Source organism: Nonomuraea sp. NPDC049158 (assembly GCF_040648335.1).
GTDB lineage: Bacteria > Actinomycetota > Actinomycetes > Streptosporangiales > Streptosporangiaceae > Nonomuraea.
The window spans coordinates 15,717-40,032 of the sequence record NZ_JBEZDM010000020.1; the positions used below are offsets into that span (position 1 = coordinate 15,717).

Genomic DNA, 24,316 nt, shown 5'->3' on the forward strand with positions numbered 1-24,316 from the left:
CATGTCTCAGGGCACAGAGCCGCGGTCTCAGGCCGCGGAACCGCAGGATGATCAGCGCGTCGGCCAGTCTCAGGCCGCGGAGTTGCTGAAGGCCGGAGCCGTGCTGCCGCCGGGCACCGAGGGGGCCGGCGAGCGGGCCGTGCCGATGACCGCCCGTACCTACCGCCATCCCGGACTGGACGACCGCGTGGTCGTGCGACTGGTCGCCGGGGAGCTCGGCTCGGCCGAGGACCTGGCCGCGAGCTTCCTGGGCCTGGCGCCCGACGGCGAGCCCGCCGAGGTCGGTCTGGGCCTGCGGCGCTCGCTCGGCTTCCCCGAATGGGTGCTGGTGCACCACCCCGAAGACGGCCATCACGCGCTCGCCGTCGTGCCGGAGCTGGAGCGCGCGGCCCGGCAGGCGAAGTCCAAGCCGAAGGCCGCGCTCGACGCCTACCAGCGGCTGGCCGCTCAGCTGGCCGCGTCCGTGCCCCACTTCCTGCCCACGTTCTACGAGCAGAGCGGCCGGGTGTTCCTGGGCGTCGAGAACGCCACCTACGCCGCGCAGATGTTCTCCAGCGCGCGCCGGGCCGAGGCGCAGCACGGGCTCGCGATCGACGAGGACCGGCTCGACGAGGTGTTCCTGGAGTTCGCGCTGGCGGGAGCGCTGCCGGTGAAGGTGCTGTCCGGCTACGCCAAGGAGCTGGCCGCCCGGGTGCCCGCCGACGAGGCGCTGCGCCGCTTCACGCGGCTGTGCGTGCGGCGCACCGCGGGCGGGCTGCCGCCGTCGGCGCAGATGACGACGGACCTGCGCCGCCTGGCCAAGGCCGCCGGGGTCGACGTGGACGCGAAGGAGCAGGCCTACCTGGCCGAGCTGCTCGCCCTGCCGGCCGCCCATCGGGCCGCGACGGGCTGGTGGAAGGCCCACCGTACGGGGATCGCGGCGCTGGCGTCGCGGGAGCCCGAGGTGCGGGAGACGCTGCTGAACATCATGCCGGAGTCCCGGGACGGAGAGCTGGCGGGCCTGTGGCTGGAGATCCTCGAGGCGTCCGGCGCCACCGCCGGGCTGGTCTCCGGCCAGGCACCGGAACGGCCCGGCGACGGCACCGTCGGCTGGCTCGAACGGTTCCTGAAGGCCCGCAACTACGGCTGGGGGGTGCCGTCCCGCCTGCCCGACCTCTACACGCTGGTGGAGCGGGCGGCCGACCAGCTGCGCGCCGAACTGGCCGGGCAGCGACGGACGCTGACGATCTCTTATGACGTCGACCTGCTCGATCTGCTGCTCGCCCTCGGCCTTCCGGTGCGCGATCCCGAGGACGGCGACTCGCTGCGGCTGGAGCCCTGGGCGAAGGGGGAGGGGCAGCGCGACCTGGTCGCCCTGGCCGCCGACGGCCGGTTCCGGCCCTCCTTCGAGCGCGCGGCCAACGGCTTCAGCGACGACGAGGACGGCCGGCGGGCCATCCGCCTGCTGACCAAGTCGCCCGGCGGCCGGCCGATGCTGGCCGAATGGATCCGCAAGGTGGCCCTGCGCTCCACCGCCGCCGGGCTGCCGGACCTGCCCGACGCCCTGCGCCGCCTGGCCTGGCTGCCGGGCGAGGCGCTGGTCCTGGCCGAGGACGAGGTACGCCGGGCGGCGGCGGCGCGGATCGCGCCGGTGCTCGCCCGCACCCTGCGGGCCGGGCTGTTCGACGAGCTGGGCTGGCCGGCCTGGGAGGAGGCGGCCGCGTCGCTCGTACCGAAGAAGGACGTCGACGACATCGTCGTCGCCGACGCCTGGCCGTACCTGCTCACGGCGGGCGCCGCGCAGGCCCGGGTGCTCGGTCCTGAGGGCACCGTGCTCACCCATGACCTGCGCATCCCGGCCGGAGACTCCTGGAACGCCGTCGGCCTGCACTATGTGGACGGCGAGCTGCTCGTCTACTGGCAGTCCCGCGACCTCGACTTCCGGCTGCGCGGCTACTGGCACACGGCCCCTGACCGTCTCCACCCGATAGAGGGCACCAACACCCGCGGGACGCGCATGGACTGGTACCGCGGCGACGACGCGGTCACCCTGCCCCTGCCCGGCGGCGGGCGGACCACCGGTCAGGGGGTGCTGCACCGTGGCGACACGGCCCTCCCCGGGGAGTCGTCGGTGATCACCGACGGCACCTCCTACTGGGTGTGGACCTGGGACGGCTCCGATCACCGCACGACCGACTGGTACGAGTACGACCCGGTCAGCGGACAGGTGGGCAGGAAGGGCAGGCCCACCTTCCTCGCCGACGCGCTCCGCGACGCCCCGGCCGGCAGCGAGTTCCACGCGGGCTGGCTGGTTCCCGCGCCATCGGACGAAGTCACCCCTGTGGGCACTCCCGTGAACGGGCTGTTCGGCTGGCGTGTGGTGCGGCTGCCTGACGGGTCGCTCCGCGGTGAAGACGTCTCGGGCCGTACGGTCACCCTGGCGCCCGACGCCGGGACGCCGAAGCGTGCTCTGACGTTCCCCGGGGACGACCGGCCACGGGCCATCATCTGGGGAAGCTATCGGCTCAGCCTGGTCGATCCGGACGGAGTGGTCACTTCCGTGGCCCGCACGGACGACGCCCCCGGCCACTTCGCCAAGGGCAGCCTCATCCTGCCGCCGCTGCGCTACTGGTGCTACCTGCGCCCGAGGGACCCGGAGGGCTCCGCGGCCCTGCGCGCCCTCGACCTGGACACCGCGGCGGCCCTGCTTGAGGTCGCCGGGGAGGAAGACCTGGAGGCGCGGGTCCGGACGCTGCTTCCGCAGGTCAGCCATGACGCGCTCGTGGCCGGCATCGCCGGGGTCGTCCGCTTCGCCGGGACCCAGCAGACCTCACTGCACACCGTCGCGGCCAGGCTCTCCGAGGCGCTCGCCGGCGGACACCAGGAGCAGGCGCCCGCCGGTCCCACGGACTCGCTGCTCGACCAGGCGCTCCGGGGGCTCGGCGACTTCGTCAAATACTCCTGGCGCCTGCGGGCCGACGGCGCTTTCCAGCAGATCCAGACGATCGGGCGCCGCCTGGCGTCGGCGTCGGCTCCGTCTGAGCCGGGCGCTACTGAGCCGGGAGTCTTGACGTCTGGAGTGTCGGCGTCCGGAGGCTTGACGTCGGGGCGTTTGGAGCCGGGTCCCGCGGGGGCGGCCGCGCCGAGGTTGGGCCGCACCCACCTCGACCTGCCGGAACTGCCGGACTCGGGCCTGCGATGGGACCCCCTGCTCGACAACGCCGCCGCCCTGGCCTTCCGCGTCGCGACGGTGACGGTCGAGGAGGAACACCGCGCCACGCTGCACGCGCTGCTCCGCGCGCTGAGCGAGGCCGGGCTGCCCACCACGGCCGATCCGTCCAGCTGGCGACGGATGGACCTGCACCTCGACAAACGCCTCCTGATCAAGCCCGACGGCAACTGGCGCGACGGCGACTGGCTCGGGACCCTGCCACTGGAGGATGGCGCGTTCCTCGCCTTCGTCAGCTCAGGATCCCCCGGCGACTCCGGTTGCGTGTGGTCAGTGCTGTTCCACGACCCGGCCGGGCGGTTCGACGTCCCCCATCCCTACACGGTCCGGTCCTCGGTCCCGGTCGGGGTGACGCGGGAGGCGGGCTGGCTGGAGGCGCTCTTCACCGAGCTGGCCGCGCGGGGACCGGCGCCCTGGCGGCCCGAGGCGGCCGAGGAGTTCGCCCGGCTCACCGGCGTCTCCGAGACGATGGCCCGGCTCATCGTGGCGGGTCTGCCGTCCGTGGACACGTACGAGCGCAACTTCCTCACCAAGGAAATCCGTACCACGATCGGCGTGAAGCTGGCCGATGCCACCGTCGCCAGGGACGAGCTGCGCAAGACGGACGCCGACATCCGGCAGGCGCTCGTCGCGGCGCTCCTGCCCGGCGACCCGGCCCGGCTCTGGAGCGACGGCCCGGACGTGGCCGCCGCGGCGGCGCTGTGGAACGACAAGGTCGGGCCGCAGGCGGCGATTCCCGAATGGCTGCTCGGGGAGGCGGCTCGCGCGGTGCGGACCGGCTGGGACACGAGCCGGGCACTTCGGGCCCTGCTCGACCCGGCCGCTTCGCCGGAGCTGAGCCACGACCTGGCCTGGACCGTACGCGGTGACCGGGCCGTACCCGTCGACGACAACGCCACCGGGTTCACCACGAACTCGCTGGTCATGGCCGTCACCACCGCGCGGTGGCTGGCGTACCGGCTGCCCGCCGGAGATCCGATCCGGGCCGCGCTGCCGGCGGCGCTGGCCGCGGTCCGCGAGCGGCTGGCCAACCCGGACCTGATGCTCGACCTGGGCCGATACGTCGACCTGCCCGCGTTCAGGAAGGCGGCGGGCACCCCGACCGAGACCGGCCAGGGCTACGAGAGATACGGCGCCGTCGTCATGGCCACCAGCGACGACAGACCCGCTCCCGCCATCCGGGTGGCGTTGCTGGACGCGGCAGGTGCGGATCCGTACCTGCGCGCCCTGCTCGGCATCGAGGAGTCGTTCCCCGCTGAGATCGCGTTGCGGACCGCCCGCGACCCGCGGTTCGCGGCGCTGCTCGCCGATCCCGGCGACCCGGTGCAGGGGGAGCGGGACGCGGACGGGACGTGGTGGCCGCAGGATCCCACCCGGTCCGTACCCGATCTGGTCATCGAGGTGGCGAAGGAGTACGGGCTCGGCGAGGACGCCGCGACCCACTACCTGATGCTGCTGGCCCTGCCCGATCCCACCGACCGCAACGTCGCCCGGTGGACGGGCTGGAAGCCCGCCCGGCTCAAGGCGGCCCGCGCCGAGCTGGCCGCGACCGACCTGGTCGTCGAGGCGAGCCGGAGCCGGGCGGCGCGCACGCTGTTCCTGCCCGGCGGGTGGGTGGAGCAGACGGCGCCATTGCTTCCGGTGGAGCAGTGGAAGCTGGCCCTGTTCGACCTGACCGACTATGACGGCATCCCGATCGAGCCCGTCGCCGACCTCTACGCCAAGGCGTGGCAGCGGGTGCGCGACGGCGACGTTCCCCGCTTCGAGGAGCTCAAGGTCAAACGCGGACGGCGACGTTGAGCCCGCACCCCTCCGACTCTCTTAAGGACTTCACCTCATGACCCTGACCGAAGACCGGGCTCCGGCCCGGCAGGTGCTCTCCGCCGAAGAGCGATACGCCGACGAGCTCGCCTTCCTCGCCTCCTACGACGACGGCCCCCGCCCGCCCGGCTGGGCGCTGACCCCGCGCGCGGTGGTGACCTTCATCTGCGGCAGCAACGGAGAGACCCTGCAAGGGCCCACGTCCAGCATGAAGGTGGCCACCAAGTTCGTCGGCGAACGCGCCCTCGTCGAACGCTGCGTGGTGACCCTCGCCGGCGAACGCGGCCTGCTGCTGGTCGGCGAGCCCGGCACCGCCAAGTCGATGCTGTCGGAGCTGCTGGCGGCCGCCGTGTGCGGCACCAGCGCGCTCACCGTGCAGGGCACCGCGGGCACCACCGAGGACGCCTTCCGCTACGGCTGGAACTACGCCCTCCTCCTCGCCCAAGGCCCCAGCCCCGCCGCGCTGGTCGACTCCCCGGTGCTCACGGCCATGCGTTCCGGCCGCGTCGCCCGGGTGGAGGAGATCACCCGCTGCCTGCCCGAGGTACAGGACGCCCTGGTGTCGATCCTGTCCGACCGGCGGGTCAGCGTACCCGAACTCGCCGGCACCGAGGACGCCCAGGTGACCGCCACGCCCGGCTTCACCGTGATCGCCACGGCCAACCTGCGCGACCGCGGCGTCTCGGAGATGTCGGCCGCCCTGAAGCGCCGGTTCAACTTCGAGACCGTCGACCCCATCTCCGACGCCGAGGCGGAGACCACCCTGGTACGCCGCCAGGCCACCGCCGTGGTCCAGCGGGCGGGCGCCACCTTCGGCGTGGACGACGCCGTGCTCGACGCGCTGGTCACGGTCTTCCGCGACCTGCGCTCCGGGCGCTCGGCCGAGGGCTGGGACGTGGAACGCCCCGGCACGGTCATGTCCACCGCCGAGGCCGTACAGGTGGCGGCCTCACTGGGGGTCGCGGCGGCGTACCTGCCCAGTGGGGACATCCTCGACCTGGTGCCGGGACATCTGCTGGGTGTCGTACGCAAGGACGACCCCGCTGATCACGGCCGGCTGCTCGGCTATTGGGACGGGCCGGTGCGACGGCGAGCCGAGGACGGCTCCGCGATGTGGCGCCGCCTCTGGGACCTCCGGGAGAACCTCCGTTGACCACCCAGGACATCGATCCGCCCACCAAGTCCGTGGGTGCGCTACAGACGGGCGAGTCTGTTCGGTCCGTCCAGACCGCGCGGTCCGTTCAGGGGGCTGACGACGGCTGGGGCGATGATCCCAGGCGGGTGGTCGACGCGCTGGCTGCCTCCACCCGCCCGTACCTGCTGGGGGTGCGGCACCACAGCCCCGCACTGGCGGTGGCCCTGCCCGCGCTGCTGGACGCGGCCGACGCCGAAGTGGTCTGCGTCGAACTGCCGGCGGACTTCCAGTCGTGGCTGGCGCACCTGGCCGACCCCGGAACCGTCGCACCGGTCGCCCTCGCGGGGGCACGTGGCGACGGAGGGTTGGGTTTCTACCCGTTCGCCGACTTCTCGCCAGAGCTGGCAGCCATTCGGTGGGCCTGGAAGCGCGGCGCCGAGGTGCTCTGTTGCGACCTCCCGCTGTCCGACCCCGGCTGGCACGCCACCGACCAGGCCCCACTACCGGGCCTGGCCGAGGACTCCGGCACGTCTCAGGGGACGCTGGTGGGTGCGGCCGAGGAGCCTGGCACGTCCTCGGACATGGCGGATCAGTCCGGCGCGGCGGCTGAGGTGGCGGGGGAATCCGGCACTCAGCCAGGGGCGTCGGCGGGTGGGGTGGTCTCGCGAGGTATGTCCTTCGCCGAGGCGCTGGCCGCCGCAGGGACCGGCCGCGATGGGGACGACATGTGGGACCGGGCCGTGGAGGTCCTCGCCCCCGGCTGCGAACCCGAAGCGGTCCGCCGCGCCGCCCTCGGCGTCGGCTGGGCATTGCGCCGGGACGCGGCGCAGGCAGGCGGCGTCCCGGCCATGGACCTGGCCCGCGAGGCGCACATGCGCCGCGTCATCACGGGGGCCGCGACCGGCGGGCGGCGAGTCGTCGCCGTGGTCGGCGCTTTCCACGCACCCGCGCTGACCTGGCCAGACACGGACGGCGTCACCGGCCCGTCCGCAGGTGACGGCAGCGTCGGCTCGTCGTCGGTCACCTCGCTGGTGCCGTACGCCTTCGACCTGCTCGACTCCCGCTCCGGCTACCCGGCGGGGATTCGTGACCCGCGCTGGCAGCAGGCGGTGTTCGCGGCGGGCGGCGATCCCGAGCGGGTCAGGGACGGTGCGGCCCGCGCCATCACCGACCTGTGCCGGGAGCTTCGCGCCGCCGGGCACACGGCGGGCACCGGGGAGGCCGTCGAGACGCTGCGGCTCGCCTGCGACCTGGCCCGGCTGCGCGGCCTGCCCGCCCCCGGCCGGGGCGAGCTGCTGGAGGCGGTGACGACCGTACTCGGCCAGGGCGAGCCCCTGGGCCGGGGACGGGCGCTGGCCAAGGCGCTCGACACCGTGTTCGTCGGCACCGAACGCGGCCGGACCGCGCCTGGCACGCCACGTTCGGGGCTCGGCCCGGCCGTCGAGGCGGATCTCGCCGCGCTCAGGCTCCCGGGCCCGGACGATCCCGAACGCCGTGAGCTACGCCTCGACCCGCTCCGCTCCGACCTGGACTCGCGCCGGGAGGTTCTCCTGCGGCGCCTGCTGGTCTGCGGCGTCGGCTACGGCGAGCCGATCGAGGTGGTGGGTACGGGCGATTCCACCGCGCTCACCACCAGATGGCGGATGGCCTGGACCCCGGCGGTACCGGCCCTGCTCGACCTGGCGGGCGTACGCGGCGTGACCCTCGCCCAGGCGGCGGCCGGTACGTTGCGGGAGACGTTCCGCCGCGAATCCGCGGAAGGGGGACCCACCTGTGCCCTGATCCTCGATGGGCTCCGTGCCGCGGCCGGCTGTGACCTGCCCGACCTGGTCGCGGACCGTCTGGCCGACGCCGCCGTCGCGCTGCCCGCCACCGCCACGCTCACTGAGCTGCTCGATGCCCTCGACCTGCTGGAGGCGCTGCGCCGACAACACCTCCCCGGCACCACGCCGGAAGGCCGCCGGCATGCCACCGAACTGGTCGGCACGCTGCTGGAGGCCGCGGTTCGCGCCCTGCCCGGCCTGGCCGGCAGCGACCAGCCGGAGGACGCGGTCGCCCTGGTCGCCCTCGCCTCGCGGGTCGGCGAAGAGCGTCTCGGTCTGCGGATGGACGACGCCCTGGCGGTGCTGGCCCGTACCGCGTCTCCGCTCATGCAGGGCGCGGCCCTGGCCGCCCGGGTGCTGCTCGACCTGGACAGCGCCGACGCGCTCGGCGACCGGGCCGCCGGCTGGGTCGACACGGCCACCAGCCCGGACGGGCGCCTGCGCCTGGGCCGCCTGCTGACCGGCGTGCTCACGGCGGCGGGGCCGCTGCTCCAGTCGGCGCCGGCCGCGCTCGACCCGCTCATGGACCGCGTGGACGGCTTGCCGGACAAGGAGTTCCTCGCCCGGCTGCCCGCGTTGCGCGGCGGGTTCGACACGCTCAGCCCGGCCGGCCGTACCCGGTTGCTGGGGGCGGTGTCGGAGCGGCTCGGCGACCGGCTCGACCTGTCGCTGGACGCGCCGCCCGCACTCCTCGCCCTCTGGACCGCCGCCGACGCCGCCGGCCTGGCCGCCCTGAACGCACTCCGGCTCCCCATGCCCGGGGCGGTCGGCGCGGCATACGAGGGGCCGGACGGGCGGCCCGTACCGGCTAGGCGGGAGGCGAAGCCAGCTCACCTGGAGGAGGCGGACGCGGTCCTTCCCGAGCCGGGGTCGCCGTTGGGCGGTGAGGTGGACGCGGTTCTAGCCGAGCCTCCGCCCCCAGCCGACGAGGACGGGCGCGCTGAGCGGAGGCTGCTGCCGGCAGACCGGTGGCGGTTGCTGCTGGGCCGCGAGTCCGAGCGGCTGCCGGCCGGTGCCCGTGCGTACGCGCGCGCCCTGGATGAGTTGTACGGCTCGGGGCGCGGGGAAGGCGCCAACGACTTCGGGCCGGGCGGCGACTCCGGCGGCAGGGAGCACCCGTTCCCCACCGCTCGTGAGTGGGGGGAGGAGCTGGAGGCCCTCTTCGGTACCGAGGTGCGGGAGGAGGTGCTGGCCAAGGCCGCCGATGCCGGGCGTATCGACGTGCTCGGCGAGCTCGACCCCGCCTCGGTACGACCGTCCGTCGAGCTGCTGACCTCCGTACTGTCCCTGGCGGGCGGCCTGCCGGAGCAACAGGTCGCCAAGCTGCGCCCGCTCGTACGCCGTCTGGTGGAAGAACTCACCAAGGAGCTCGCGACCCGGATGCGGCCCGCCATGACCGGCCTGGCGACTCCACGCCCGACCCGCCGTCCGGGTGGGCGGCTTGACCTGCCGCGCACCCTTCGAGCGAATCTGTCGCACACGCGCCGCCTGGACGACGGCCGGCTCGTGGTCGTCCCGGAACGGCCGGTGTTCAGCACCCGCTCCCGGCAGGAGGCCGACTGGCGGCTGATCCTCGTGGTCGACGTGTCCGGGTCGATGGAGGCGTCGGTGGTCTGGTCCGCTCTCACCGCTGCCGTGCTGGCGGGCGTACCCACGCTGTCCACCCACTTCCTGTCGTTCTCCACGCAGGTGATCGACCTGACGGACCGGGTGGCCGATCCGCTGTCCCTGCTGCTCGAAGTACGGGTCGGCGGGGGTACGCACATCGCGGCGGGACTCGCCCAGGCCCGCTCGCTGGTCACGGTGCCGAGCCGTACGCTCGTCGTGGTCGTCAGCGACTTCGAGGAGGGCTACCCGATCGGGGGCCTGCTCGGTGAGGTGCGGGCGCTGGCCGGGTCCGGTGTCCACCTGTTGGGATGCGCGGCATTGGACGACAGTGGCGTACCCCGTTATTCGATTCCCGTCGCCCAGCAGCTCGTCGCGGCCGGCATGCCCGTCGCCGCCCTCAGCCCGCTCGCCCTCGCCCGATGGGTGGGCGACCGCCTCAGGGGAGAGAACCGATGAACGCCCCCACTTCGCTACCGCCGGTGGCGCCGCAGGTGGTCGCCGCCGCCGTCGAGAGCCTCACGTCCCGGCTGCGCAAGAAGCTGGACGCGGCGATCGAGCAGTACGCCACCCTGCCCGTCGTCGCCGACGCCGAGGGCATCCGGATCAGCTGTGGCGAGGACGCCGTGGTCACGCTCTCGCCGGGACCGTCCGGTGCGATCGCCGACGACGGCCAGGCGCGGTGCAGCTGCCTCCTGGCGCCACGGTGTCTGCACCGCGCTGCCGTACTGAGTGCCTGCCCGGTGGCGGACCCGGAGCTCACGGAGGCGGACACCTCCGACGGCTCGCTCGCAGGTGCCGACTCGCTCGGCACCGATACGTTCGCGGGGCCCGCGTCCGATGGGACACCCGCAGACTCGGCCGCAGAGCCCGCGCACGCGGCGATCGCGGGACCAGGTGCCGCGCACGCAAGCACCACAGCGCCAACCGCTTCCCCGGCCACAGGCCCGAACGCGACCCAGCCCACAGGCCCGAACGCCGCTCAGGGCACGGGCCCGGACGCCGCTCAGGGCACGGGCCCGGACCCCGCTCAGGGCGCTGCGAGGCCGAACGCCGCTCAGGCCGCAGGGAGGAACACTGCTGGGGGCACTTTGGCACCAGATGTCGCTCAGGGAGCTGCGGGACCAGGTGCCGCGCAAGCACCGGCTGCCGCGCAGGTGGCGGCCGCGTCGAGTCTGTGGGCCGCCGCCGCGGCCATCCTGTCGGCCGGGGTGCCCGCGGCCGGTGCGGTGCCGCAGGCCGAGCTGCTCAGGGCCGCCCACTCGGCCAGGCTGGCCGGGTTGCCCAAGGCCGAGGCCGCCGCTCTGCGGGTCGTACGCGGGCTGCGGGCGGCCCGGGCCCGACACGAGGGCCACCGCCTCGCCGACCTGGTGTCCGCACTGCGCGAACTCCTGCTCACCGCGGGCCGGTTGGCAGGGGCCGACCCTGACCCCGCGCTGGTCGGCAGCGTGCGCCGGAGCTATCAGCCGGGCGGAAGCCTGCGGGTGTACGGCGTCTTCCGGGAGCCGGTGATCAGTGCCACCGGCTATGGCGGTGTGGTCACCCACCTCGTCACGGAGGATGGCCGGTGGTTCTCGGTGGCAGACGTCAAGCCGGGCGGTTCGGCCCGCGCCCGTGGGGCCGCCACCGCGCCCGTCTCGATCGGCCCCGCCATGCTGAATCACGCGCAGCTGGCCGTGGCGGGGCTGCTGATCACCGGAGCCACGATCTCGCCGGACGGGCGTCTGGGGGCGGGCGGCGGCGTACGGGCCACCCCGGTGAAGGGGATGCCGTGGACGGAGGGACCGATGGCGGCCCTGTTCGCCCGCCCGCTGGCGGAGGCGGTCGGTCCCCGGCTCTCCGGGCATGCCTGGAGCGAGTCGGACACGGAAGACAAGGCTCGCGAACCAGTCGGATGCGACCTGGTGATCGTCGGCGCGGCGGGCGACCACGTACTCGCCCGCGAACTGCTACCCGTGAACGACCACCCGGCCACCCGCGAACCGCTACCCGCGAGTGACCACCTAGCCGCCCCCGAGATGAGACCCGAGAGTGATGACTTGGCCGCTCCCGGAGTGAGACCCGAGAGTGATGACCTGGCCGCCCCCGGGGTGAGACCAGACGGCGCACCATCACCCGATCCCCGGCACCCGGTACGCGCGCACGGCCCGCTGATCCGGCTCGTCCCGGCCACCAGCCACCCCGACCTGGCCCATGTCGCCAACCTCCAGCGGCTCGCCTCCCGCCCCGGTCTGCTGGTCCGGGTGGTGGGCAGGGTGGATCCCGACCGGGCGGCCACCCTGCGCCCGCTCGCCGTGGGCCCGGTGCCGGGCGCCGAGGCGACGCTCCGTCTCCCGGCCGACTGGCACGACCGGGCCGACCTCGGGTACGACCGCCTGCAGGGCTCCCACCTCCCACCGCAGGAGGCGTGCCTGCCGGGGCAGCCGGGCGCCGGGACCGAGGTGGACCCGGTGGCGAGCGCACCGCTGTGGCGGGTTCGACGGCTGGTCGAACTGGGCGTCTCCGGCGGGCGGCGGGCGGTGGCCGAATCGGCGCGCAACGGCGACTCCCACGCCCCGCTGCACCGGGCGGGGTTCCGCGCCGCCGCAGACCTGGCCACCACGCTCACCGCCGAGGCCGACCGCAGGTCGCGCGATGTGTTCGGCCGGTTGGCGGACTCCGGCCCCGACCGGTACGCGTGGGCGTGGCTGGCCGCCGCCACCCACCTCGTCACCACGGAACGGGCCATGATCGAAGCCTCCTGGCAGACGGATCACGCCAGGTGATCGGGTGCGTCGCTTTTTCGGTCATGAGCCGCCGATCTGCTACGCGGCGCCGACGTGTGGAACACGACCTCGGGTTCGTCGACCTGATCGGCTCGTGCGCGCCGATGGCAAGCCGGCGCGGGCTGAGGGTCATGTCCGCTCCCAGGTGGGCCCCCCGCCAGCAGCACCGGGCCAGGACGCTAGGGTAGGGGCGGCAGGCATCGCTGAAGGCAACGCCGCCGCCCTGACCATGGGCTCGAGGGGGATCTGAAACCGGTCCTCCTACGAAGAGGCGGCCGCCGTCAACGTGCGTGCGCCGTACTTCCCCGCGGCGGCTCGGGCCCCCCATGCTCGCCGAGGGTAAAGGCAGCATCGTCAGCTCGCTTGCCGCCAAGATCGCCATGCCGGGAATGTCGACATACGGAGCAACCAAGTCCGCGCTGGAAGGACCCACCGGGCGCTGAGCTGCGGCTGCGGCCTGTGCCCGTAGGCAGTGATCAGCCCCCTGCCTACGCCCGATAGATATGTAGTTTGATGAAATGTTCGCAAATGTGGGAGTAGAGCAATCCGGTGACTGATCCGACCATCATTTACACGCACACTGACGAGGCCCCAGCACTGGCGACGTATTCCTTCCTGCCAGTGGTCCGGGCGTACGCCTCGCAGGCGGGTGTCGCTGTGGAGTCCCGTGACATCTCGCTGGCCGGGCGCATCCTCGCGGTCTTCCCCGAATACCTCGACGAAGACCAGCGGATCAACGACGACCTCGCGGAGCTGGGCGAGCTGGCCAAGACCCCCTTGGCCAACATCGTCAAGCTGCCCAACATCTCGGCCTCCGTCCCGCAGCTGAAGGCGGCCGTCGCCGAGCTGCAGGCCAAGGGCTACGCGCTGCCGGACTACCCGGACGAGCCGAAGACCGACGAGGAGCGGGAGATCCGCGCCCGTTACGACAAGGTCAAGGGTTCCGCTGTGAACCCGGTGCTGCGCGAGGGCAACTCCGACCGCCGCGCTCTCGCCTCGGTCAAGAACTACGCCAAGACCCACCCCCACCGGATGGGCGCCTGGACCACCGAGTCCAAGACCAACGTGGCGACCATGGGCGTGGACGACTTCCGCTCTACCGAGAAGTCCGCGGTGATCTCCGAGGCCGGTTCGCTGCGCATCGAGCTGAAGGGTGACGACGGCTCCACCGTCGTGCTGCGCGAGTCCGTGCCGGTCCTCGCGGGCGAGGTCGTCGACGCCTCGGTGATGCGCGTCGCCGCCCTGCGTGAGTTCCTCACCGCGCAGGTCGCCCGTGCCAAGGAGGAGGGCGTCCTGTTCTCCGTACACCTGAAGACCACGATGATGAAGGTCTCCGACCCGATCATCTTCGGTCACGTGGTGCGGGCCTTCTTCCCGAAGACGTTCGCGAAGTACGGCGGGACGTTCGCCGCGGCCGGTCTGACCCCGAACGACGGTCTGGGCGGCATCTACAAGGGCCTGGAGAACCTGCCCGAGGGCGCCGAGATCAAGGCATCCTTCGACGCCGAGCTCGCCGAGGGCCCGAAACTGGCCATGGTCGACTCCGACAAGGGCATCACCAACCTGCACGTGCCGTCCGATGTCATCGTCGACGCCTCCATGCCGGCCATGATCCGCACCTCCGGCCACATGTGGGGCCCGGACGGCCAGGAGCACGACACGCTCGCGGTGCTCCCGGACTCCAGCTACTCCGGCATCTACCAGGCCGTGATCGACGACTGCCGCGCCAACGGCGCCTACGACCCGTCCACGATGGGCTCCGTCCCGAACGTCGGCCTGATGGCACAGAAGGCCGAGGAGTACGGCAGCCACGACAAGACCTTCGAGATTTCCACCACGGGTACCGTCCGCCTCGTCGACCAGGCCGGCAACGTCGTGATCGAGCAGACGGTCTCCGCCGGGGACGTCTTCCGCGCCTGCCAGACCAAGGACGCCCCGATCAAGGATTGGGTGCAGCTCGCCGTCACCCGCGCCCGCGCCACCGGCGACCCGGCCGTGTTCTGGCTGGACGAGGACCGCGCCCACGACGCCGTGCTCATCGAGAAGGTCAAGCGGTATCTGACCGAGCACGACACCGAAGGCCTGGACATCCGCATCCTGTCCCCGGTCGAGGCGACAAAGCTGTCCGTGGAGCGCATCCGCCGCGGCGAGAACACCATCTCCGTCACCGGCAACGTCCTGCGCGACTACCTGACGGACCTGTTCCCGATTCTGGAACTGGGCACCAGCGCCAAGATGCTGTCGAGCGTCCCGCTGATGGCGGGCGGCGGCCTGTTCGAGACGGGCGCCGGGGGTTCGGCCCCGAAGCACGTCCAGCAGCTGGTCAAGGAGAACTACCTGCGCTGGGACTCGCTCGGCGAGTTCTTCGCGCTGGTACCGGCCTTCGAGCAGTACGCGAAGACGACCGGCAACCAGCGTGCCCAGGTCCTCGCCGACGCCCTCGACCGCGCGACGGCGACCTTCCTCAACGAGGACAAGTCCCCGACCCGTCGCCTCGGCGGTACCGACAACCGTGGCAGCCACTTCTACCTGTCCCTGTACTGGGCGCAGGAGCTGGCCGCCCAGACCGGCGACGCCGACCTCGCCAAGGCGTTCGCTCCGCTCGCCGAGACGCTCGCCGCCAACGAGCAGAAGATCGCCGACGAGCTGATCTCCGTCCAGGGCAAGCCGGCCGACATCGGCGGCTACTACCAGCCCGATCCGGCGAAGGCCGCCGCGGTCATGCGCCCGTCGGAGACCTTCAACCAGGCACTCTCGACCCTCGCCTGACCCGCCGTCCGCAGTCCCGCAGATGGTCTCTGGCCGAAGCTCGGGTGATCCGGGCGGCACTGCTGCCCGGTAGAGCCTGGTCGGCCAGAGATCCTTCTCAAGGCGGGTTCCTGGGTGGACGAAAGGACAAGGGCCCGCCGCTCAGCGGGCCGTCCGGCCGCGCCGGATCTACGGCGGCGGTTCAGCGAGGTGATGGGGCGCTTTCGCGGTCGCAGCCAGCCAGATCTTGCCCTGCAGGTCGGCGCCGCGGATGACCTGGACGCGCCACGGGGTCAGCCGCAGGACGTGCAGCTGAGGGTCGGCGGGGCTTGTCCAGAAGTTGCCCAGCTCGTACCCGGCGCCGGGCGGGCTGCCCTCGCGGTAGAGGTTCCAGGCCCGGCGGGTGAGCGCCAGGTCGTCGACCCACTCGGCCACGGTGTCGAGGCTCACAGCGTTCTGCCGGGGACTCCAGTACGAGAACGTGGTGTGCGGGTTGCCGGCCAGGTGCGCTGCCTTTACCGGGGTCCGGTAGGTGGCCAGCCAGCCGATCGGGCGGCCGTCGACGACCTCCCAGATCGGTATCAGGACGCGCGCCCGGGGGCGTCCTTTGGCGTCCACGGTGGTCATGGTGGCGTACACGATGTCGCCGATGTAGGCGGCGAACTGATCCTCGATCTCGCTGAACGAGGTCACCTTGATGGTCATGAGGTCCTCATACCGAGGTCGGGGCGGACACAGGGGTGTTCTGCGGCGCTTCGGGACCGGCGGTGCGGCGGGAGATCCCGAAGGCGGTGACCAGGGCGCCGGCGACCGCGGCCGCGACCGGGACGACGAGGGCGAACCGGAGGGAGTCGAGCATCGCTTCAGGTGTGGTGGCGTCACCGAGCGCCGCCACGCTCATCGCGGTCACCGCCGACAGCCCGAGCGCGGTACCGAACTGGAAGGAGGTGTAGAGCAGGCCACTGGCCAGGCCGTGCTCGTGCTCCTCGATCCCGTCGGTGGCGGCCATGGTCAGCGGGCCGTACGCCAGGGAGAAGGCCAGGCCGAGCAGGAGCATGGTCGGCAGCATGGCGGCGTAGGTCCAGTCCATCCCGATCGGCAGGAAGAGCGCGTACCCCAGGGCGGCGAGCACCAGCCCACCGAACAGCACGCGGGCGTTGCCGAACCGGTTCACCAGCCGCGGGGTGAGCGTCGGCGCGAGGATCGTGTCCATGCCGATCACCAGCATGGCGAGACCGGTCTGCAGACTGCTCCAGCCGCGTACCTCCTGCAGGTAGAGGGTGGCCGCGAACTGAAATCCGGCGAAAGAGGCGAGGAACAGCAGCGCTCCCACGTTGGCCCGGACGAGCGCGCGCGAGCGCAGGATGCCCAGCCGTACCAGGGGGTTGGCCGTCCGCCGTTCGATCAGCACGAAGATCGCCAGCAGGGCGAGGCCCGCGCCGAACACGCCGAGCGTGCCCACCAGGCCGTTGCCGGGGTGCTCCAGGCGGACCACGCCGTACACCAGCAGCAGCATCGCGCCGGTGATGCTGAACGCGCCGGCCAGGTCGAAGCCGCCCGACGGGCGTTCGCGCACCGCGCTCTCCTTGAGCAGGATCACCGCCGCGACGAGGATCACCGCCGCCATGAGCACCGGCGCGAAGAACACCCATCGCCATCCGATCGAGGTCAGCAGCCCGCCGACGACCAGGCCGAGCGAGAAGCCGCCCGCGGCCGTGCCGGCGTAGACCCCGAGCGCCTTGATCCGTTGCGGCCCTTCGGGGAAGTTGCCGGTGATCAGCGAAAGCCCGGCGGGCGCCATGAACGCGGCCGCGACCCCGGTCACGAAGCGGGCGACCAGCAACATCCACCCTTCGGTCGCGAAGCCTCCCAGGCCAGAGAAGACCAGGAAGACCGTCAGCCAGAGCAGGAACATCCGCCGGCGGCCCAGCAGGTCGGCCGCCCTGCCGCCCAGCAGCATGAATCCCCCGTAGCCGAGCACGTAGGCGCTGACCACCCCGCTGAGCATGCCGGTGGACAGGCCGAGATCGGTCCGGATCGACGGCAGCGCCACGTTCAGCATCGCCACGTCGATCCCTTCCAGGAAGACGGCTCCGGCGAGCACGAAGAGCACTCCCCATGCGCGGGCGTTCATGCGGTTGTTCGATGCGGGCATCGATAGGGACATGGTCCACTCCTCTCGAAAAGCACAGGACCGGCCATGGTTCCTCAACCGCTTGCCGGTTCCTTCTTGTAACCGGCCAAATCGTCGTGCATCATGCGATGTCATGGAAGACGGCACTCTCAAGTCCCTCGGTTACTGCGGGGATACCGACGGCGATTACGACGTCCTTCAGTGGGACACGCGGGAGGACTGCGAGGTCCGGCAGATTCTCGACCGCGTGGCGGACAAGTGGTCGCTGCTGGTCATCGCCCTGCTCGACCGGCGCAGCCTGCGCTTCACCGAGCTACGCCGCATGATCGACGGGGTCAGCCAGCGCATGCTCACGCGGACGCTGCGGCATCTGGAGCGCGACGGGCTGGTCAGCAGGACCGTGCACCCGACCGTCCCGCCACGTGTCGACTACGAGCTCACCTCACTGGGCGTGACCCTGCACTCCACCATCCGCGCGCTGGTCACCTGGACGGAGACGCACCAGAACGAGATCGCCGCCGCCCGCACCGCCTACGACGCCCGCGTGCGGGCCGAGGAGCGGGCCGCCGAAGCGGCAGCCGCCGAACGGGCCGAGATCGCCCACAACGCCCTGGCGGGCATCCGCTGACGCCGACGCCGACAGCGGGTCGGTACGGGCGGCGCGACGAGCACGCCACGGCGCAGGTCGATTCTCCAGGGATCTACTTGCACTTAGTGCAGATGCGGCTGACACGCCGAGGTCCTACTGTCTAGGGGTGACCTCCACGTCGCCGGGCGCCCGGACCACAGGCGGCGCGGACAAGATCGAACGCTGGCGCCGGCTGCGTCAGGCCGCCCTGGCCTTGTTCGAGCAGCGCGGATTCGCCGCCGTGTCGATTGACGACATAGCGGCGGCCGCCGGCGTGTCCCGGCGCACCTTCTTCAACCACTTCGACACCAAGGCGGGCGCCCTGTTCGACCCGGCCCCCGGCGAAGCCGCCCAGGTCGCGGACCTGCTCGTACGGGAGATCGACACAGACCCGTGGGTTGCCCTGACCAGGGCTCTCAAGGCATTCCTGACCGCGGAGTTCCGGACGGTGTCCGCGCGGCGGCGCATCCTGGCCGGCCAGCCCGAGCTGAGCCGCTTCCTCCTGGTGGCCAACACTTGTCTCGAGGAGTCCCTTCTCGACTGGCTCGACAGTCGCGGCATCATCGGCCTGAGTGCCAGGACGATGAGCGGCATGGCGCTCTCCTGCGTCCGGGAAAGCGTCATGGCGTGGGACTCCGAGGGCGGCCCGGCACCGCTGTTCGAGATCCTCGACCAGATGTTCGCGCTGGCCGCGGCCGGTACAGCGGCCATCCGCGCGGCGCCGGCGGCGCGCACGGATACCGCCACCGACAGAACCACACCGAAGGCGGGTCAGACCCGGAGCCGGATCCTGCTGACCGCCGAACGTCTGTTCGCCGAGCATGGGGTGTTCGCGGTTTCCAACCGCCAGATCAGCGAGGCCGCGGGTCAGAGCAACAACGCCGCGGTCGGCTACCACTTCGGCACCAAGGCCGACCTGCTGCGCGCGATCGTCGAGCACCACACCACGCAGATGGAGCGGATCCGGGAACAATTGCTGCGGGCCAGGGGTGACAGCACGGATCTGCGCGACTGGGTCGCCTGCGTCGTGCTGCCGTTCACCGAGCATCTGAGCAGCCTGGAAGCCCCGACCTGGTATGCCAGGCTCGCCGCTCAGATCATGACCGAACCGCAGCTACGCGAGCTGGCGGCCGCGGGACTGCGCGACGCGCCCAACTTCTACACGGTCGTCGGCGGCCTGCACCGCTGTCTGCCGGCGCTTTCGCCCGAGCTGCGCCACCGACGTGACGACATGGCACGCACACTGCTCGTGCACATCTGCGCCCATCGCGAGCACACGCTGCCGGCCGACGCGGACGCGGCCAGGGCGGCATGGTCGGACACGGCCGCCGAGCTGATCGATGCCATCGAGGGGCTGTATCTAGCCCCTGCGGCCGACCGTTAAAGCAGTCGTTTGACTTAATTTTCCGCATTCGGTTAGCTTCTCTCAGACGGGGCGATCATCCGCCGCCGCGAACGTGTCTGCCGCCCCGTCCGATCGTCGCTGCGCCGGACGATTTCCCGTGCCCATTTCCCCAGGCGCGGCAATGACTCAGCGGCTCCCGAATCGGAAGGGCATCCATGGACCACTCTTCGACGCCGCCCGCACATTTCACAGCCGCGGAACTGGGCTTCGACCCGGACGTGCTGCGCGCCAGGTACCGCCACGAACGCGATCGCCGGCTGCGGCCCGACGGCAACGCCCAGTACCAGGGCGCCCGCGGCCAGTTCGGCTACTACGCCGCCGACCCGTACACCGAACGCGCCGAGCGGGAACCGGTCCGCGACCGAGTCGAGGCGCTGGTGGTGGGGGGCGGCTTCGGCGGGCTGCTTACCGGGGCCGAACTCCGTGAGGCCGGCGTGGACGACATCCGGATGCTCGACGAGGCCGGCGACTTCGGCGGCACCTGGTACTGGAACCGCTACCCGGGCATCCACTGCGACATCGAATCATCGGTCTACCTGCCGCTGCTCGAAAAGGCCGGCTACCTGCCCACCATGCGATACGCACCCGGCGAGGAGATCCGCCAGCACGCCGTCGCGATCGCCAAACTCTACGACCTGTACCGGGACACGCTGTTCCACACCCGTGTCACGCGGCTGCTCTGGGACGACGCCGCGGCCGAATGGCAGGTGCGCACCGACCGCGGCGACGACTTCCGGGCCCGCTACGTCGTGATGTCCGCCGGTACCCTGACCCAGCCGAAGCTGCCCGGCATTCCCGGCATCGAGACGTTCCGCGGGCACACCTTCCACACCAGCCGCTGGGATTACGGCTACACCGGCGGCGACCAGAACGGCGGCCTGCACAAGCTCGCCGCCAAGCGCGTCGCGGTCGTGGGCACCGGCGCCACCGGTATCCAGGTCATCCCGCACCTGGGGCGCGACTCGCAGCAGCTGTACGTCTTCCAGCGCACCCCCTCGTCGGTCGACGTGCGCGACAACCGCCCCACCGACCCGGCCTGGGCCGCTTCGCTCGAACCCGGCTGGCAGCAGGAACGGATGAGGAACTTCCTCACGGTCGTCACGGGCGGGCCCGCCGAACAGGACCTGATCAACGACGGCTGGACCAGCACCGCGCGGCTGCAACGTCACCTGCTGGCCGGCACCGTCGACACCGACCTGTCACCCGAGCGCCGCGAGTACCTCGACGAGATCGCCGACTTCCAGAAGATGAACCAGATCCGCGCCCGCGTCGACGAGATCGTCGGCGACCCGGCCACCGCGGAACTGCTCAAGCCCTGGTACCGCTACATGTGCAAGCGGCCCACCTTCAGCGACCACTATCTGCAGACGTTCAACCGGCCCAATGTCACCCTGGTCGACACCGCCGACCACGGCGGGATCACCGAGATGACAGAGTCGGCGGTCGTGGTCGGCGAGCAGGAGTACGAGGTCGACTGCGTCATCTTCGCCACCGGCTTCGAGGTCGGCGTCTCCGGCATCCTCACCGGCGCCCTGCCGGTGTACGGCCGGGGCGGCGCGGCCTTGCTCGACACCTGGCGGCGGCAGGGCCCTCGCACGCTGCACGGCGTCTACAGCCACGGCTTCCCGAACTTGTTCCACCTGGGCTCACTGCAGAACTCCTCCGCGGTCAACTTCGTGCACATCCTGCAGGAGCAGGCCACCCACATCGGCGCCGTGGTCACCGAGGCCCGCCGGCGTGGCATCGCTCTGGTGGAGCCGACCAGAGACGCCGAGGACGCCTGGGTCACCACCATCCGGGAGCTGGCACCGGACAACAGCCGCTTCCAGGCCGAATGCACGCCCGGCTACTACAACAACGAAGGCAAACCACGCTCGGTCAGCCAGACGTACGGGCCCGGACCCGTCGCCTTCCACGACCTGCTGCGCCGCTGGCGCACCGAGGGCGGCATGGACGAGGTACTGGCGGGCAACCGATGAACCGCCGGAAAGTCGAGCCGCTGATCCAGGCGCGCCCGCTGTGGGGATCCAACGGCATGGCCTTCGGACCCGACGGACGCCTGTACGTGGCCCAGTTCCTCGCCGGGCAGATCAGCGCCGTCGACCTGGCCACCGGCGACATCGAGGTGGTCGTGCCACCGGACGGGCCACTGCACGCCCCCGACGACCTCGCCTTCGACACCGACGGCGCGATGTACGTGACCGACCTGGTCCCGGGCCGGGTGTGGCGACGTGACCCAGCCGGAGACTTCGTGCTCGTCACGGACGAGATCACCGCACCCAACGGCATCGCCTGCGTCGGCACACGGGTGTTCGCCAACGAGATGATCCCGGGTGGACGCCTGCTGGAGCTGTACCCGGCAGGCGACGAACCTACGCTGCTCACAGCCGACCTCGCCATGGGCAACGCCATGCAACTCGGCCCGGACGGGCAGCTCTACTACCCCCACATGCTCACCGGTGAGGTGTTCCGCATCCCGCTCGACGGTGGCGAGCCGGAACTGGTGGCCGCGGACGTCCCGGACCCGGTCGCCGTGCGCTTCGACCGCGGGGGCGCCCTGCTGATCCTCTCCCGCGGCGCGAGCGGGATCGTCACGCGCGTCGACCTGACCGGCACAGGTGACCGGTCCGCCATCGTCAGCGAACTCAACGCCCTGGACAACGCCGCCTTCGACGCCGACAACCGGATGTTCGTCTCCAGCTACGCCCACGGCGGCGTCGCCGAGCTCGCGGCCGACGGACGTACCCGCCAGATCGTGCCCCGTGGCCTCGGCGGCCCCTTCGGGGTGACCATCGATCTCGGCGGCGGCATCCACGTGGCCGACCACTACCGCCTCACCCAGCCCGCCGACCAACCGGGCGAAGACGTCACCACCACCCAACTGCTGAACTTCGTGCACGGCGTCGCCGCCGACGGCGACCTGCTCCACGCCACCTCCCAGTACGGGCACGTACGCACCTACGACCGGCGCTCCGGCACGGTGCGCACCCGGGCCCATGGCCTGAACCGTCCGCTGGGCATCGCCGTGCGCGCCGACGGCACCCTGGTGGTCGCCGAATCCGGCGCCGGCCGCGTCATCGCCATCGACCACGACGACCAGGTCAGCGTGCTGGCCGAGGGTCTCGGCCGCCCGGTCGACGTAGCCGTGGACGCCGACCAGCGCTGCTACATCAGCGACGAGCAGCTCGCAGCGGTGTACCGCGTCGAGGACGGCGTCCCCGGACTGCTCGCCGACGGGCTCGGCACCCCTCAAGGCATCACCGTCAACGACGGCACCGTGTTCGTCGTCGAGACCACCCACCGCCGTCTGCTCGCCATCGACCTCGCCACCGGCGACGTCGAGATCGAAGCCGACTCTCTTCCGGTCGCGTCCGCGGCCGGCCTGACCCGCCCCGAACCTGACCTGTTCATCCCGCCAGGGCTGCCCGGAATACCGCGACCTTTCGCCGGAATCGCGGCCACGGCGGACGGCTCCCTGATCATCGCCGCGAACGGCGACGGCAGCGTTCTGCGCGTGAACCCCGAAGAGACCACACCATGAGCTCCACCCCCGACAGAACCCACCGGCAGATCCTCGAAGCGCTCAGCGGACTGCTCCTCGCCCTGTTCGTCTCGACGCTGGCCAGCACCGTGGTCTCCACCGCGCTGCCGCGCATGCTCGGGGTACTGGGTGGTTCCCCCACCCAGTACACCTGGGTGGTGACCGCCACCCTGCTGGCCGCCACCGTCGCCACGCCGATCTTCGGTAAGCTCGCCGACCTGTTCTCCAAGCGGACACTGATCCAGATCGCCGTCCTGATCTTCGTCGCCGGCTCGATCGCCGCCGGCCTCTCCCAGAACGCCGGGCAACTGATCGCCGCCCGCGCCCTGCAGGGCGTCGGCGTCGGCGCGCTGCAGACCCTGGTCAATATCGCGATCGGCGCGCTGGTGTCGCCCCGGGAGCGTGGCCGCTACGCCGGATACCTGTCCAGCGTCACCTCGATCTCCACCATCGGCGGCCCGCTGCTGGGCGGCTTCATCGTCGACACCTCGTGGCTGGGCTGGCGCTGGTGCTTCTTCGTCGGCATCCCTGTCGCGATCGTCGCGCTGATCATCCTGCAGCTGACCCTGCGGCTGCCGATCTACCGCCGCGACAACGTGAAGATCGACTACTGGGGCGCCACGCTCATCACCGCGGGCGTCAGCCTCCTGCTGATCTGGGTCTCCTTCGTCGACGACGCCTTCGCCTGGGCCTCCTGGCAGACCGCCGCCATGGTCGGCGGCTCGACACTGCTGCTCGGCCTCGCGCTCTGGGTCGAATCCCGGGTCGCCGAGCCCATCGTGCCGCTGCGCATCATCCGGCAGCGCGCCACCGCCCTCGCGATCCTCGGCAGCCTTGCCGCCGGCACCGCCATGTACGGCGCGACCGTCTTCCTCACCCAGTACTTCCAGATCAGCCGCGGCCACACCCCCACCGAGGCCGGTCTGCTCACCATCCCGATGATGGCCGGCATCCTGATCTCCTCGATCGTCGGCGGCCGGCTGGTCACCCGTACCGGAAAGCTCAAACCGTTCCTCATCACCGGAGCCGTCGCTCTCACCGCCGGATTCGTGATCCTCGGCCTGCTCGACCAGCACACACCCATGCTGCTCATCGGGTTCGCGATGGTGCTCGTCGGCGCCGGCGTCGGCCTGACCCTGCAGAACTTCGTCCTCGTCGTGCAGAACGCCGTCGCGCTGACCGACATCGGCGCCGCCAGCGCCACCGTCGTGTTCTTCCGCTCCCTCGGCGGCACCGTCGGCGTCGCCGTGCTCGGCGCGGTCCTGGCCCGCCAGGTCGGCGCCGGCACGGCCGGCGGCGTGCCACCGGCCACCGCCTACGGCGAGGCCACCGGACATGTCTTCCTCATCTCCGCCGCCGTCGCCGTTGGCGGTGTCGTCGCCGCGCTGCTGCTCAAGCCGATCACCCTGCGTACGAACGTGGACGCGCGTAAGCCGCCGGCCGAGACCACGGCCGCGACCGGCGCGGACGTCGTGAAAAGCGAGAAATGATCAATACGGTGGG

Annotated in this window: 12 protein-coding genes; 10 read left to right on the forward strand and 2 right to left on the reverse strand. The window is 71.8% G+C overall.

What is annotated here, in order from left to right; genetic code table 11:
- Nucleotide 1: 1 nt before the first annotated feature.
- The 5 genes from AB0B61_RS34765 to AB0B61_RS34785 all read left to right on the forward strand — a co-directional run bounded on the left by AB0B61_RS34765 (nucleotide 2) and on the right by AB0B61_RS34785 (nucleotide 15,126).
- Nucleotides 2-5,008, forward strand: coding sequence for a DNA-binding protein (locus AB0B61_RS34765; protein WP_358441119.1), 5,007 nt, complete (start codon nucleotides 2-4; stop codon nucleotides 5,006-5,008).
- A 37-nt stretch (nucleotides 5,009-5,045) separates the two neighbouring features.
- Nucleotides 5,046-6,182 carry an AAA family ATPase gene (locus AB0B61_RS34770; protein ID WP_358441122.1) on the forward strand — a complete coding sequence of 379 codons (1,137 nt, stop codon included), beginning with the start codon at nucleotides 5,046-5,048 and terminating at the stop codon, nucleotides 6,180-6,182.
- Nucleotides 6,179-10,051, forward strand: coding sequence for a DUF5682 family protein (locus tag AB0B61_RS34775; protein WP_358441125.1), 3,873 nt, complete (start codon nucleotides 6,179-6,181; stop codon nucleotides 10,049-10,051). The genes AB0B61_RS34770 and AB0B61_RS34775 overlap by 4 nt, the downstream gene beginning before the upstream one ends.
- Nucleotides 10,048-12,357: an SWIM zinc finger family protein gene (locus AB0B61_RS34780; protein ID WP_358441127.1), complete on the forward strand. Its 2,310-nt coding sequence runs from the start codon at nucleotides 10,048-10,050 to the stop codon at nucleotides 12,355-12,357. Before AB0B61_RS34775 ends, AB0B61_RS34780 begins: the two co-directional genes overlap by 4 nt.
- A 549-nt stretch (nucleotides 12,358-12,906) precedes the next feature.
- Nucleotides 12,907-15,126, forward strand: a complete 2,220-nt coding sequence (locus AB0B61_RS34785) for an NADP-dependent isocitrate dehydrogenase (RefSeq protein ID WP_358441129.1) — start codon at nucleotides 12,907-12,909, stop codon at nucleotides 15,124-15,126.
- A 168-nt stretch (nucleotides 15,127-15,294) separates the two neighbouring features.
- Here the strand turns inward: AB0B61_RS34785 and AB0B61_RS34790 are convergent, their stop codons facing one another.
- Nucleotides 15,295-15,810, reverse strand: coding sequence for a pyridoxamine 5'-phosphate oxidase family protein (locus AB0B61_RS34790; RefSeq protein ID WP_358441132.1), 516 nt, complete (start codon nucleotides 15,808-15,810; stop codon nucleotides 15,295-15,297).
- 7 nt (nucleotides 15,811-15,817) lie between these two features.
- Complete coding sequence (locus tag AB0B61_RS34795) at nucleotides 15,818-17,272, reverse strand: MFS transporter (protein WP_358441135.1); 1,455 nt, start codon at nucleotides 17,270-17,272, stop codon at nucleotides 15,818-15,820.
- Between the two features lie 100 nt (nucleotides 17,273-17,372).
- On the opposite strand from AB0B61_RS34795, the gene AB0B61_RS34800 reads away from it, so the two are divergent.
- The 5 genes from AB0B61_RS34800 to AB0B61_RS34820 all read left to right on the forward strand — a co-directional run bounded on the left by AB0B61_RS34800 (nucleotide 17,373) and on the right by AB0B61_RS34820 (nucleotide 24,303).
- Nucleotides 17,373-17,867 carry a helix-turn-helix domain-containing protein gene (locus AB0B61_RS34800; RefSeq protein WP_358441138.1) on the forward strand — a complete coding sequence of 165 codons (495 nt, stop codon included), beginning with the start codon at nucleotides 17,373-17,375 and terminating at the stop codon, nucleotides 17,865-17,867.
- A gap of 127 nt (nucleotides 17,868-17,994) precedes the next feature.
- A complete protein-coding gene (locus tag AB0B61_RS34805; RefSeq protein WP_358441141.1) occupies nucleotides 17,995-19,251 on the forward strand; it encodes a TetR family transcriptional regulator in 1,257 nt (418 codons plus the stop codon).
- A gap of 176 nt (nucleotides 19,252-19,427) precedes the next feature.
- Entirely contained in the window at nucleotides 19,428-21,251 is a 1,824-nt protein-coding gene (locus AB0B61_RS34810) for an NAD(P)/FAD-dependent oxidoreductase (protein ID WP_358441143.1), read from the forward strand.
- Nucleotides 21,248-22,813 carry a hypothetical protein gene (locus AB0B61_RS34815; RefSeq protein ID WP_358441145.1) on the forward strand — a complete coding sequence of 522 codons (1,566 nt, stop codon included), beginning with the start codon at nucleotides 21,248-21,250 and terminating at the stop codon, nucleotides 22,811-22,813. Before AB0B61_RS34810 ends, AB0B61_RS34815 begins: the two co-directional genes overlap by 4 nt.
- Complete coding sequence (locus AB0B61_RS34820) at nucleotides 22,810-24,303, forward strand: MDR family MFS transporter (RefSeq protein ID WP_358441148.1); 1,494 nt, start codon at nucleotides 22,810-22,812, stop codon at nucleotides 24,301-24,303. Before AB0B61_RS34815 ends, AB0B61_RS34820 begins: the two co-directional genes overlap by 4 nt.
- The last annotated feature ends 13 nt before the right edge of the window (nucleotides 24,304-24,316 follow it).